12 protein-coding genes are annotated in these 13,629 nt (G+C 62.9%); 5 read left to right on the top strand and 7 right to left on the bottom strand.

The genetic code is table 11. From position 1 onward, the window contains the following. Positions 1 to 61: 61 nt before the first annotated feature. The 7 genes from V7S54_RS15495 to V7S54_RS15465 form a co-directional block, all read right to left on the bottom strand. A complete protein-coding gene (locus V7S54_RS15495; protein WP_065374000.1) occupies positions 62 to 1,579 on the bottom strand; it encodes an FAD-dependent monooxygenase in 1,518 nt (505 codons plus the stop codon). 150 nt (positions 1,580 to 1,729) lie between these two features. Further along, entirely contained in the window at positions 1,730 to 2,458 is a 729-nt protein-coding gene (locus V7S54_RS15490; protein WP_065373775.1) for a FadR/GntR family transcriptional regulator, read from the bottom strand. Between the two features lie 18 nt (positions 2,459 to 2,476). Beyond that, entirely contained in the window at positions 2,477 to 3,445 is a 969-nt protein-coding gene (gene yjfF, locus V7S54_RS15485) for a galactofuranose ABC transporter, permease protein YjfF (protein WP_065373776.1), read from the bottom strand. Next, on the bottom strand, positions 3,442 to 4,467 hold the full coding sequence (locus V7S54_RS15480; protein ID WP_065373777.1) for an ABC transporter permease: 1,026 nt from the start codon (positions 4,465 to 4,467) through the stop codon (positions 3,442 to 3,444). The genes yjfF and V7S54_RS15480 overlap by 4 nt, the downstream gene beginning before the upstream one ends. Then, positions 4,464 to 5,978, bottom strand: a complete 1,515-nt coding sequence (ytfR, locus tag V7S54_RS15475) for a galactofuranose ABC transporter, ATP-binding protein YtfR (RefSeq protein WP_065373778.1) — start codon at positions 5,976 to 5,978, stop codon at positions 4,464 to 4,466. The genes V7S54_RS15480 and ytfR overlap by 4 nt, the downstream gene beginning before the upstream one ends. A gap of 134 nt (positions 5,979 to 6,112) precedes the next feature. Beyond that, a complete protein-coding gene (gene ytfQ / locus V7S54_RS15470) occupies positions 6,113 to 7,075 on the bottom strand; it encodes a galactofuranose ABC transporter, galactofuranose-binding protein YtfQ (RefSeq protein WP_065373779.1) in 963 nt (320 codons plus the stop codon). Between the two features lie 215 nt (positions 7,076 to 7,290). Continuing rightward, positions 7,291 to 8,190 (bottom strand): EamA family transporter, encoded by a 900-nt coding sequence (locus V7S54_RS15465; RefSeq protein WP_065373780.1) that lies wholly within the window; start codon positions 8,188 to 8,190, stop codon positions 7,291 to 7,293. A 91-nt stretch (positions 8,191 to 8,281) separates the two neighbouring features. On the opposite strand from V7S54_RS15465, the gene V7S54_RS15460 reads away from it, so the two are divergent. The 5 genes from V7S54_RS15460 (at position 8,282) to V7S54_RS15440 (ending at position 13,629) form a co-directional block, all read left to right on the top strand. After that, positions 8,282 to 9,169 (top strand): LysR family transcriptional regulator, encoded by an 888-nt coding sequence (locus tag V7S54_RS15460; RefSeq protein WP_065373781.1) that lies wholly within the window; start codon positions 8,282 to 8,284, stop codon positions 9,167 to 9,169. A 136-nt stretch (positions 9,170 to 9,305) separates the two neighbouring features. After that, the gene (locus tag V7S54_RS15455) at positions 9,306 to 10,334 is read left to right on the top strand and encodes a LacI family DNA-binding transcriptional regulator (protein WP_065373782.1); all 1,029 of its coding nucleotides are present in this window, start codon (positions 9,306 to 9,308) and stop codon (positions 10,332 to 10,334) included. Between the two features lie 126 nt (positions 10,335 to 10,460). Then, positions 10,461 to 11,729, top strand: a complete 1,269-nt coding sequence (locus V7S54_RS15450) for an ABC transporter substrate-binding protein (RefSeq protein WP_065373783.1) — start codon at positions 10,461 to 10,463, stop codon at positions 11,727 to 11,729. 182 nt (positions 11,730 to 11,911) lie between these two features. Continuing rightward, positions 11,912 to 12,811, top strand: coding sequence for a carbohydrate ABC transporter permease (locus V7S54_RS15445; RefSeq protein ID WP_065373784.1), 900 nt, complete (start codon positions 11,912 to 11,914; stop codon positions 12,809 to 12,811). Beyond that, on the top strand, positions 12,808 to 13,629 hold the full coding sequence (locus V7S54_RS15440) for a carbohydrate ABC transporter permease (RefSeq protein WP_065373785.1): 822 nt from the start codon (positions 12,808 to 12,810) through the stop codon (positions 13,627 to 13,629). Before V7S54_RS15445 ends, V7S54_RS15440 begins: the two co-directional genes overlap by 4 nt.

Raw genomic sequence — 13,629 nt, 5'->3', positions numbered from 1 at the left:
GACCGATCCACAATCCCGATAGCCAGGACCGGGATTGCCCGGCCCGTTGCAACGACACGCCTCAGGAAGGGGTGATCCCCATGTCTGACAGATAGGCGTCGAATACATCAGGCGCCTGCTCCATGGCAGCAACCGCCACGTAGCTATCCGGCCGCAGGAGATAGGCGGCGTCCATGGCCAGGCCGGCGGCCGCGTGCTCCTCCGTCCAGGGAAATACATGGAGCGGCACATGGCGCGTCGCGCACCACTGCTTCAGTTCGCCGGACGCCGCTCCGTAGCCATGCACTTGCCAGCTGACGGCGGCAAGCGGCGCGTAGTTGTCGAGACCGTTCACCAGAACCCAGGGTAACCGATCTCCACCCTGCACTCTGCCGGCCTTGCCGCGGCTTAAAGGTCCGCCACGATAGTTCAGCTGGGTTTGCGAGAGGATCCGGAACAGGAACTCCCTGATGCCACCGATGCGGTAGCCGACACCTGCCAGAACAGGCGCTACCTCGACCCGCAAAAAGTCCGCGAAGCGGCCCTCTGCCGTCACGAAGGTGAACAGGCGATCGGTGGTCTCCACGAGCTGGTGTGCGAAGCCGGCGCGTTCGCGCTTATAGCTGTCGAGAAGACCATCGGGCGCTCTCCCCTTCAGCACCGCCGCGAGCTTCCACGCAAGATTGATCGCATCTCCGATGCCGGTGTTCATGCCCTGGCCGCCGACTGGGCTGTGCACATGCGCCGCGTCCCCCAGCAGGAAGGCACGCCCCTCCCGAAAGCGATCGGCGACGCGATGATGGACGCGATAGGTCGAGAACCAGTTGACCTTGTCGATGGTGAGCCGCAGACCCTCGATGGCGCGGTGGCCTACATCCTCGAAGGTGAGCTTGCCCACGTCTTCGCGCTCGTCACGGACCAGGCCAATCAGGCGTCCCCGCCCCTCGGCATAGGCGAGAAGTGCAACGAAGTCGCTGCTTTCGAGCGAAATGTGCACCTCGCCATTGGCGGTCGGGCCGCTTATCTCGACGTCGGCGACATAGAAAGTCTGATGATAGGTGCCGCCCTCAAACCCGATCGCCAGCTTGTGCCGGACCAGCGAGCGGGCGCCATCGCAGCCGGCGAGGTAGCGCGCGGCACAGATCTCCTCGCTGCCGTCAGGCAACCGGAGACGCGCGCGGACCGCGCCGCCGGCGTCCTCGAAGTCGACAAGCTCGGTCTGCCGCTCGACGGTGACGCCCATGGCTTCCAGCCGCTCCGCCAACAGGCGCTCGTGGTGATCCTGCGGATAGACCAGAACGAAGGGATAAGGCGTGAGCTTCGCGCCGGCCGGGCTGAAGGATATCCGTGCCTTGGCCCTGCCTTTCGCCCAAAGATTAACCGACGGGTTGCGGTGGCCGGCCGCGACCACGGCGTCGGCCAGATCGAGCTGGCGGTAAAGTTCGAGCGTCCGCGCATGCACGACCATCGCCCGCGAGGTCGGGCCGGGAGCGGGGTTCTTGTCGATGATCCGGACCTTCACCCCCTGGACGGTCAGCCAGAGAGCAAGCACCAGCCCCGTCGGGCCGGCGCCGACGATCAGAACGTCCTGTCCGGTCACCCTGCTCTCTCCGCTCGTTCCGCCCTCGACCTTGTGGCATCGCCGTTTGGCTTTGCCGCCGCGATAGCCTACGCGCAGATGACCGGTGAAGCCAAGCGGCACTACCGCCTGCGACCTTGCTGCAAGGCGCCTGAAGTGCCTGTCTGCGGGTTAGCCACGTGCCCGCAAATTTGCAATCAGCTGCTGCTGTCCCACGCGGATCACATGCTCCATCGCGCTTCGTGCGCCTTCCTCGTTGCGGAGGCGGATCTCCTCGACGATGCGGATATGCGCGACGGCGACCCGATCGATCTCGGCGCCATCGGCCGCCGCGTTGCTCAACCGGAAAACGCCCATCAGCGCCGCCTCGATCAAGCTGCCCACCGTTTGCATGAACGGATTGAGCGAAGCTTCGAGCAGGCGGAGATGGAATTCGAGATCGGCAATGGCCAGCGTCTGCGCGCTGTGCCCGGCATCGCCCATGGCGACCGCCAACCGCATCATATGGGAGATATCGGCGTCCGTGGCGCGGCGTGCAGCCAGCCCAGCCGCATAGGGTTCCAGAGCGAGACGGACCTCGGTGACATGGCGCAGGAACTCCTCATCGACACCGGCCCGGAAATGCCAGGAAAGCACGTCGCCGTCGAAGAGATTCCAGTTCGCCCGCGGCATCACGCGTGTGCCGATGCGGGCGCGCGCGACGACGAGCCCCTTGGCGGCGAGCGTCTTCATTGCTTCCCGCAGAACCGTGCGGGAGACGTTGAATCGTGCCGCAAGCTCCACGTCTCCGGGCAGGATGGCGCCGACGGCGAATTCCCCTGCGACAACCGCCTGGCCGAGCTCTTCGACGACGAGCCGGTGGCTCGTCCTTTTACGCGGCGGCTGGAAGAATGGCCACATCGCACGGTCCTTGGCAGATCACGCCGGCTGTCGGCGATGACGCGAGACGTAGATGATGCCCTTCTGCAAGAGGATGAAAGCAAACAGCAGAAGGCCGATCAGGATCTTCGTCCACCAGCTCGACAGCGATCCGTCGAAAGTGATGTAGGTCTGGATCAGGCCCTGGATGAGGATGCCGACAAATGTACCCGCAACGAAACCGGAACCGCCGGTCAGAAGTGTCCCGCCGATGACGACCGCAGTAATCGCGTCCAGTTCGACGCCGACGGCTGCAAGGGAGTAGCCGGCCGAGGTGTAGAGCGAAAAGACGATGCCGGACAGCCCCGCCAGCAGGCCCGAAAGCGCGTAGATCCGCACGGTCGTCGCGGCGACCGGCACGCCCATCAGCCGCGCCGTCGCCGTGCCGCCGCCGAGCGCGTAGACGTTGGTGCCGAAGCGGGTGCGATGCGCCAGCGCGATGCCGATGGCGAAGACGAACAGCATCAGCCCGCCGATCAGCGTGACGCGTCCGCCGCCGGGCAGCTTGAAGTACAGGCTCTTCAACGTCGCGTAGAACGGATGCTTGATCGGGATGGAATCGATCGACAGCACGAAGGCCATGCCGCGCGCGAGAAACATGCCCGCAAGCGTGACGATGAAGGCTGGCATCTCGAGATAGTGGATGATCGCGCCCATCGCGGCGCCAAAAAGTGTCGTGATCGCGAGGACCATGGCAAAGGCGACGAGCGGATGGATGCTCGTGTGTTCCAGCACGACGGCCAGGAAAACGCCGGTGAACGCGATGACCGAACCGATGGAGAGATCAATGCCGCCCGAGAGGATGACGAAGGTCATCCCGACGGCCGCGATGCCGAGGAAGGCATTGTCGGTCAGCAGGTTTCCAATCACCCGCGTGGAGAGGATGTTCGGATACTGCGCGACGCAAAGCGCATAGCCGAGAAGAAAGATCACGAGCGTCGCGATCAGCGGAAGATATTTCGGCTTCATTTTGCAACTCGCTCGCTCGGTTTGCTCGCGCCACGCGCCGGCACCAAGAAGGAAAAGGCGGTGCGGAACCGCGGCGACTGAAGCACCAGGATGAAGACGATGATCGCGGCCTTGATGATCAGGTTGAACTCCGGTGGGAAGCCGGAAAGAAGAATACCGGTGTTGATCGCCTGGATGATGATCGCACCGAGCACCGATGCGGCAATGCTGAAGCGGCCGCCGAGCAGGGATGTGCCGCCAACCACGACCGCGAGGATGGCATCGAGCTCCAGCCAGAGCCCGGCATTGTTGGCATCGGCGCCACGAATATCGGCGGCGGCAATGACGCCGGCGATGGCCGCACAAAGGCCGGAAAGAACGTAGGCGGCGATCAGCAGCACGGGGGTCAGCACGCCGGACAGCGTGCTTGCCTGGCGGTTGACACCGATCGCCTCGATCAGCATGCCGAGCGCCGTCCGCCTGACGAGCACGGCGATCAGCACGCCGAAGACCAGCCAGATCACGACCGGCATCGGTAGGCCGATGAAGGAGCCGCTGCCGATGAAGATCAGGCCGGGGTCATTGAAGGTCAGGATCGCGCCCTCTGTGATGAGCTGGGCAATACCGCGCCCGGCGACCATGAGGACCAGTGTCGCAATGATCGGTTGGATGTCGAGCACCGCCACCAGCACCCCGTTCCAGAGACCGCAGAGAACACCGACGGCAAGCGTGATCAGAAGGGTTGCGGCGAGCGAATGGCCCGAGGTGATCGCCGCGGCGGCGGTGGCGCCGCAGATCGCCATGACTGCGCCGACCGAGAGGTCGATGCCCTTGGTGGCGATGACGACAGTCATGCCGATTGCCAGCAGCACCACAGGGGCGCCGCGATTGAGGATGTCGATGAGGCTGCCATAAAGCCGGTCGTTCTGGATTTCCAGGTTGAGGAAGCCGGGAAACACGAGCGAAACCGCCACGATGATGACGCCAAGCGCGATCAGTTGCGGTAGCAACCGGTTCAGATAGAGCCGGAAGAACGACGTCATGACGTCCTCCTTTCATTGGTTGCGGCGATCGCTTCGACGATCTGGTGGGCGGTAATTCGGTTGCCGTCGAGTTCAGCGACATGGGCGCGATCCCGAAGCACGATGATCCGCGTGCTGTAGGCGACCAGTTCCTCGATCTCCGAGGAGACGACGATCAAAGACAGGCCTTTCTCGCGCAGCGCCTCAATCAGCTTGACGATCTCCGCATGGGCGCCGACATCGATGCCGCGCGTCGGCTCGTCGAGAATCAGGAATTCGGGCTCGGTCGCAAGCCAGCGCGCCAGGATCGCCTTCTGCTGGTTGCCGCCGGACAAGAGCTTGATTGGTTTCTCCCGATCGGCCGTACGGATATCGAGCGCGCGGATGTAGTGGTCCGCCAGCCGGTTCTGTTCCGCCCGTGCGATTGGCAGCGTCCAGCCACGGCGGGCCTGCAGGGCGAGCACGATGTTCTCGCGTACCGAGAGGTCGCCGATGATGCCTGATGTCTTGCGATCTTCCGGGCAGAAACCGAATCTGTGGCGAATGGCGGCACGCGGTGATGAGAGATCGACCACACGCCCGTCGATCTCGGCCTCGCCGCTGTCGGCACGATGGGCCCCGAAGAGAAGCTCCGCGGTTTCCGTTCGACCGGAACCGAGCAGGCCAGCCATGCCAACGACTTCACCGGCGCGGACATCGAGGTCGAAGGGACGGACGCGACCCTTGCGACCGTAATTGCGAAACCGGTAGCGCAGCGGCCCTTCCGGGGTTTCCGCGCGCGGCGCGTGAATCTCCGCCGCCAGTTCACGGCCGATCATCATCGCGATCAGTTCGCGCCGATCAAGATTGGCAGTTTCACGGGTTCCGACGAGTTGCCCGTTCCGGAGGACCGTTATCCGGTCTGAAATCTCGTAAACCTGTTCAAGGAAGTGGGTGACGAAGACGATGCCGAGCCCACGCGCCTTGAGGCGCCGGACAATACGAAAGAGCATCGCCACCTCATGCGCATCGAGGCTCGCCGTCGGCTCGTCGAGAATCAACACCTTGCCCGAGAGATCAACGGCGCGGGCGATGGCGACGACCTGCTGGATCGCGACCGAATAGCTTGCAAGATCGCGGGTGACGTCGATGTCGAGTTCATAGTCGGCGAGCAGCGCCTGCGCACGCCGGTTCATGGCGCTAACGTCGACCATGCCGAAGCGCCGGGGCTGGCGCCCGAGGAAGAGATTTTCGGCAACCGTCAGGTTCGCCAGCAGGTTGACCTCCTGGTAGACCGTACCGATACCGAGTGTCTGGGCCTCGAACGTGTCGCGCGGATCGACCTCCGTGTCCTCAAGCAGGATGGCGCCGCCGTCGCGGCGGTAGGCGCCGGTCAGGCATTTGATAAGAGTAGACTTGCCGGCGCCGTTTTCGCCAAGCAGCGCATGAACTTCTCCGCGCCGCAGGTGAAAATCGACCTTGTCGAGGGCCCTCGTTCCCGGGAAGGTCTTTTCGATCCGGATCGCCTGGAGAATGTGGTCACTGGTCTGCATCGGTACCGTCTCCGCGATGCTGGTATCTGTCGGACGAGAAGCACGGCGCCTGTCTGCGGCAAGCAGCGCTCTTCAGCCGGAAACTTAGAAAAGAGCGTGGCCCGCGCGAGAAGCAGCGCGGGCCACTGCCGACATCAGTAGCCGAGGCCCTTCTTTTCCTCGTAGACCTTCAGCGGCTCGTCGGCCTGAGTGTAGAGTTTCGATTCCGTCTGGATCCACTTCGGCGGCGCCGTGCCATCCTTCTGGTACGCGGCAAGCGCATCGAAGGCGGGGCCCGCCATGTTCGGCGTCAGCTCGACCGTGGCATTGGCTTCGCCGGCGGCCATCGCCTGAAAGATATCCGGAACCGCGTCGATCGAGACGACGAGGATATCCTTGCCCGGCTTCAGGCCGGCTTCCTTGATGGCCTGGATGGCGCCGACGGCCATGTCGTCGTTGTGGGCGTAGAGCGCGCAGATGTTCTTGCCGCCGTCCTCGGCTTTCAAGAAGCTCTCCATGACTTCCTTGCCCTTGGTGCGGGTGAAGTCGCCGGTCTGGCTGCGGACGATTTTCAGGTTGTCGTGCCCGGAAAGCGCCTGTTCAAATCCCTTCTTGCGGTCGATCGCCGGCGAGGAGCCGGTCGTTCCCTGAAGCTCCACTACGTTGCAGGGCTTGCCGGCCGCGGCGTCGACGAGCCACTTGCCGGCAACGTTGCCTTCGTGCACGAGGTCGGAGGTTACCGCCGTCAGATAGAGATCCTTCGAAGCGTCGACGGTGCGGTCGAGCAGGATGACCGGGATTTCCGCATCCTTGGCTTCCTGCAGCACCTCGTCCCAGCCGGTGGCGACGACCGGGGCGACGAGGATGGCGTTGACGCCCTGCGCGATGAAGGAGCGGATCGCCTTGATCTGGTTTTCCTGCTTCTGCTGCGCATCAGCGAATTTGAGGTCGATGCCGCGCTGTTCGGCCTGCTGCTTGGTCAGTGTCGTCTCGGCGGCGCGCCAGCCGGACTCCGAGCCGATCTGCGAAAAGCCGACGACCAGATCGGCCGCAGAAGCGCTACCGAACGTGCAGGCAGCAAGGATCGTTGCACCCGCAAGTGCCTTGGCGATTTTCATGATTTCCTCCCAAAGAAAGCTGCCTCCACGCAGCCATCGAGTAAAAATCATATAATATTACTTTTGTAAACGGGCAGTTTTCATCTAACGCGCAAGACGTCGATGAAATTCATCGGAGGTCGCAGACGGCTGAACGCGGGCCGGCCGACCCCGACGCGGGAGCGTCGGAACGTTCAGAGGATTAGCGGGCGAGAACAGGCGCCTTCCGCCACGCGCTAGGCCCTCGCCAGCAACGTGCCGGCGGCGCTGGCGGTCATCACGAGAACCACGCCGAAGATCTGGTTGAGGGAGAGCGCCTGCCCAAGAACGATGAAGCCGGCGCCGGCGCCGATCGCCGGCTCAAGGCTCATCAGGATGCCGAAGGCCGACGGCTGCATGCGACGGAGCGCCATGAACTCGAGGGCGTAGGGGAGCAACGGCACCAGAATGGCGAGCCCAGCCGTCATCAGCAGCATGTCGAGGGAGAAACCGGATTGAACCTGATGCAGCCCGACCGGCGTCGCGAAGACTGCTGCAAACAGCAGCGAGACGGCAAGTCCCTCCAATCCCCTGAAGCGCTGGCCGGCCTGTTTCATCAGCACGATGTAGCCGCCCCAGCCGACGGCTGCGCCGAAGGCGAAAAGCAGGCCGATTGTGTCTCCGACCCAGGCGCCACCATCCCAAGAGAGGCAGAGGACGCCCGCCGCTGCGACAAGCGGGCAAAGCAGGCGCCAGCCACGGCCGCCAAAAATCGCAGCGACCGTCAACGGACCAAGAAACTCAATCGCCACCGCAAGCCCGAGCGGGATGCGCGCGATGGCCGCGAAGAAGCAGAGTGTCATCACCGCCATCGTGGCACCGAGCGAAAGCGCCGAAAGCCACTGCGCCCGGGTGTAGCTGAGGAAGGCGGGCCGGACCAACAGCAACAGAAATGCCGCCGCCCAGGAGAGCCGCAGCCAGGTCGCGCCAAAAGCCCCGACGCTTTCCATGGCCGGCCTGGAGAGTGCAGCGCCGAACTGCACGCTCGACATGGAGAGCAGGCAAAAGACGATCGCGACAGAGACACGCCCGGTGGAATCGTCCGTCGTAGCCTGCCCGCTCCACCCGCTATCCGCAGTCGTCTCCGTTTCCGCCATGTCCGTTCTCCCGTTGGGCTTGAACAGACATAGCAATCCCGGCACAATAAGAAACTCTAATAGTTGTGATATCACTATAAAGGATCGTTATATGCATGACCTGGACATCGGCCTGCTGCGCGCCTTCGTCGTGACCGCCGAATGCGGCAGCGTCAGCGGTGCTGCCCAGCGGCTGGCACGGACGCAAGCCGCCGTCAGCATGCAGTTGCGCCGGCTGGAGGACGATGTCGGCGCCAGGCTTTTGAACCGCAGCACCAGGGGCATGGACCTGACCGAAGCCGGGCATGTGCTGTTTCCCTATGCCCAGAAGATGCTGGGGCTCAGCGCGGGTGCCCGGCGAGCGCTCGCCGGGCAGGCGCTCCAGGGGCCGATCCGCTTCGGCATGATCGAGGACATCGCCGTCGGCTCGCTGCCAAGGGCACTGCAGCGCTTCGCCGAATGTCATCCACACGTGGCGCTCGAACTGACGGTCACCGAAAGCACCGTGTTGTCGGAGAAGCTGTCACAGGGTCAGCTCGATGTCGCGATCGGCGATCCGGCCCTGATCCGAGGTGAGCCGATCCTCACCTGGCGGCTGCCGCTGCGCTGGGTCGCGGCGCGCGGTTTTGTGCTCCCGGAGGAAGGGCCTTTGCCGCTCGTCACCTTCGACGGGGTCTGCACCTGGCGACAGAAGATGATCGAGGCGCTGAAGGGCGGGGATCGGCCTTGGCGCACGGTGCTGACGAGCGCCAGCCTCTCCTCGATCCAGTCGATGATCGAAGCCGGGCTCGGCATCGCCGTTTTGCTGGATCTCAATATCCGCGCCAACACGATGCGGGTCCTCGGAACCGAAGAGGGCCTGCCGCCCGCCCCGGTTATCGAACTCGGGCTTTTCGCGGCCGATGACCAGGGCCTGTCATCCCGCCCGGTCTCAGCACTCTGGGCGTTCCTTTCTGAAGAGCTTCAGGCGCAGGCACTGGCAACCGACCGCGCTGCGTGATCTCGATCGCGGTTGTGTCACGCTCGACGCACGAAATACAACGCCCAGAGATTGAAAAAACCCAAGCAAAATTTTACTAAATAAAGATTGCGCTGCGCCCGAAACCTGGGTCGTGGCGGCGGGCAGGACGTTGGACATGGTTACAATCAAGGAAATCGCTTCGGCTGTCGGGGTCTCTTCGGCGACCGTCTCACGGGTGCTGAATTACGATCCAACGCTTTCGATCTCCACCAAGAAGCGGCAGGCGATCATCGAAACGGCCGAGGCGCTGAACTATGCGACGCCCCGCAACCGCGGGCGCGGCGCGGGACCGATGCAGGGCCTGAAATTCGCGCTGGTGCATTTCCTCCAGCCCGCCCAGGAACTGATCGATCCCTATTATGTCGGCGTCCGGCTCGGCATCGAAAACCGTTGCCAGGCGCTGAAGATCGAGGTGGTAAAGGTCTTCCACAACGGCAACCTGCCGGAGGCGGCGATTCTGCAGGGCGCCAACGGCGTCGTCGCCGTCGGCCACCATTACGGCGAAGAGGTTCACTGGCTGCGGCGGCACAGCCGCCACTTGGTCTTTGCCGATTTCGCCCCCGACGACGATGTCGACGACAGCGTGATGAGCGACGTGTCCGTGGCCATGAAGCGCCTGCTTCAAGGCATATACGGCATGGGTTACCGCCGAATCGGCTTTCTCGGCTGGATCGACGCCTTCCGCGACAAGGACGACATCCATTCGGAGCGCCGCTGCCGCGCCTTCATCCACTGGATGACGAAGGCCGGCCTCTACGATCCGGAACTCTGCATGGTCGAGAAGCTGACGCCGGACAGCGGCTATACGCTCGCCAAGGCGATGCTGTCGAAACCCAATCCGCCCAAAATCCTGGTCACCTGCAACGACAACATGGCGATCGGCGCCTACCGTGCCATTCACGAGATGGGCCTTCGAATCCCCGACGATGTCGCCGTGGCAAGCTTCAACGACATCCCGGTCGCGCAGTTTCTCGGCCCGCCGCTTTCGACGGTCAAGATCCCGGCCGAAGTGATCGGCGAGACGGCTGTCGACCTATTGGTCGAACGGCTGATCGGACGCGACGTTGCGAAGAAGGTGATCCTCGGAACAGAGATGGTCTGGCGCGGCAGCACGGCCACGACGGGCTCCGCTGCTGGCCGGTAAAACAGCCTGTAAAAAACACGGTGGTAAAAATTTACTGAAATATTGCCTTCTTCAGAATTTTGCGAAATACTCCGCGCCGAGACCAGGAGGAACGTCTCAGGGAACGAAATTCGAGGGAGGAAAACAATGGACATGCGTACCTATCTGCCGCGCTTTGGCGCCATCGCGCTCGCCGGCGCCAGCCTCTTGGCGGTGACTGCGGCTGAAGCCAAGGAAATCACCGTCTGGTGCTGGGATCCGAACTTCAACGTCGCGATCATGAAGGAGGCCGGGGCGCGTTATACCAAGACGCATCCTGACGTCACCTTCAACATCGTCGATTTCGCCAAAGCCGACGTCGAGCAGAAGCTGCAGACCGGCCTTTCGTCAGGCACTGCCGACGCGCTGCCCGATATCGTGCTGATCGAGGATTATGGCGCGCAGAAATACCTGCAATCGTTCCCCGGCGCCTTCGCGCCGCTCTCCGGCACGGTCGACTATTCCGGCTTCGCTCCCTACAAGGTCGAGCTGATGACGCTGGATGGCCAGGTCTACGGCATGCCCTTCGATTCCGGCGTCACCGGCCTCTATTATCGCAAGGACTATCTGGAGCAGGCCGGCTTCAAGCCCGAGGACATGCAGGGCATCACCTGGGACCGCTTCATCGAGATCGGCCAGCAGGTCGAAGCCAAGACCGGCAAGAAGATGATGGGTCTCGACCCGACCGACGCCGGCCTCGTGCGCATCATCATGCAATCGGCCGGGCAATGGTACTTCGACAAGGAAGGCAAGGCGAACATCACCGGCAACGCCGCGCTGAAGGGAGCGCTGGAGACGGTCGGCAAGATCATGTCTTCAAACATCTACAAGCCGGCCGCCGGCTGGGCCGACTGGGTCGGAACCTTCACTTCCGGTGACGTCGCCACCGTCATCACCGGCGTCTGGATCACCGGCACCGTCAAGGCGCAGCCGGACCAGTCGGGCAAGTGGGGCGTGGCGCCGATCCCGGCCCTTTCGATCGACGGCGCGACGCACGCCTCGAACCTCGGCGGATCGAGCTGGTACGTGCTCGAAAGCTCGGCGGAGAAAGCCGAGGCGATCGACTTCCTGAACGCGGTCTACGCCAAGGACGTCGATTTCTACCAGACGATCCTGCAGGACCGCGGCGCCGTCGGCTCGCTGCTCGCTGCCCGCGGCGGGGCCGCCTATGGCGAGGCCGATGCCTTCTTCGGCGGTGAAAAAGTCTGGCAGAACTTCTCCGACTGGCTCGCGAAGGTTCCCTCGGTCAACTACGGCGTCTTCACCAACGAGGCGGACACCGCGGTCACCGCGCAATTGCCGGCGCTGCAGCAGGGAACACCTGTCGACGACGTGCTGAAGGCGATCGACGCCGAGGTCAGCGCACAGGTCCAGTAATCGCTACGGCGATTGTCTGCACCACAACTGCATAATTCCTCAAGTCGAAGTCGATTTGAGGGAAAAATTATGCAGCAATTCAAAGTGTTACAGCGTTCTTGGCGCGTCTTGAAGACGCGCGGCGCTGTAGGCCGCGGCGATTGCGCCGCGGCCAACGGCTCCTGCTATCCATGGGGATGATGATGGCTCTCGCGCGTCGCGGCGGCATCGGCCGATACTACAACGTCAATGGCTGGCTCTTCGTCGCGCCGGCGCTCGGGCTGATCGCCCTTTTCATGATCTATCCGATCGTGTGGTCGCTCTGGATGTCGTTCCAGTCCGGCCGCGGCATGATGCTGAAATTCGCCGGCTTTTCGAACATCGTCCGTCTCTGGAACGATCCGGTCTTCATCAAGGCGCTGACCAACACGCTCACCTATTTCGTCGTGCAGGTGCCGATCATGATCCTCCTGGCGCTGATCCTGGCGTCATTGCTCAACAATCCGAAGCTCGTCGGCCGCGGCTTCTTCCGCACCGCCATCTTCCTGCCCTGCGTCACCTCGCTCGTCGCCTATTCGGTCCTGTTCAAGGGCATGTTCGCGCTCGACGGCATCGTCAACTCGACGCTCGAGGCGATCGGCATCATCGCCTCGCCGATCCCGTGGCTGACCCATCCCTTCTGGGCGAAGGTGCTCGTCATCATCGCCATCACCTGGCGCTGGACCGGCTACAACATGATCTTCTACCTGGCGGCGATGCAGAACATCGACAAGTCGATCTATGAGGTGGCCCGCATCGACGGGGTGCCCGCCTGGGCGCGCTTCACCCACATCACCATCCCGCTGTTGAAGCCCGTCATCCTGTTCACCACGATCATCTCGACGATCGGCACGATCCAGCTCTTCGACGAGGTCTACAACCTGACCGAGGGCAAGGGCGGACCGTCGAACGCGACGCTGACCCTGTCGCTTTACATCTACAACCTGACCTTCCGTTTCATGCCAAACTTCGGCTACGCGGCGACGGTCTCCTACGTGATCGTCGTGCTCGTCGCTTTGCTCGCCTGCCTTCAGTTCTTCGCGGCACGGGAGCGCGATCGATGAACAACGGATCCACACGCATCGTAACCGCCATCGTCACCTACGGCTTCGTCGGGCTGATGGCCTTTCTCTCGATCTTCCCCTTCGTGTGGATGCTGCTCGGCGCCACCAATTCGTCGATCGACATCATCAAGGGCAAGATGCTGCCGGGCAGCGCGCTCGCCACCAACATCACCACATTCTTCACTCAGGTGAATGCGCCGCTGGTCTTTTGGAATTCGGCCAAGATCGCCATTCTGGCGACGGCGCTGACGCTCGCCGTCTCGTCGCTTGCCGGCTACGGCTTCGAGATGTTCCGCTCGCGCCATCGTGACCGGATCTATAGCGCCTTGCTGTTGACGATGATGATCCCGTTTGCGGCGCTGATGATCCCGCTCTTCATCATGATGGGCAAGGCGGGGCTGATCAACACCCACCTCGCCGTCGTCTTGCCGTCGATCGGCTCGGCCTTCATCGTCTTCTACTTCCGCCAGTGCACCAAGGCGTTCCCTTCGGAGCTGCGCGACGCGGCCAAGGTCGACGGCCTGAAGGAATGGCAGATTTTTCTCTACATCTACGTGCCGGTCATGCGCTCGACCTATGCGGCCGCCTTCATCATCGTCTTCATGACGGCGTGGAACAACTATCTCTGGCCGCTGATCGTGCTGCAGTCGAACGAGACGAAGACGATCACACTCGTCGTCTCCTCGCTCGCCTCCGCCTACTACCCCGACTACGGCGTCGTCATGGTCGGCACCATTCTCGCGACGCTTCCCACCCTCGCGGTTTTCTTCTTCATGCAACGCCAATTCGTCCAGGGAATGCTGGGCTCAGTCAAATAG

Origin of the sequence: Ensifer sp. CCNWLY38 (assembly GCF_037120565.1) — a bacterium.
Taxonomy (GTDB): Bacteria; Pseudomonadota; Alphaproteobacteria; order Rhizobiales; family Rhizobiaceae; genus Ensifer; species Ensifer adhaerens_H.
This window is presented reverse-complemented; position numbering and strand designations above follow the sequence as displayed.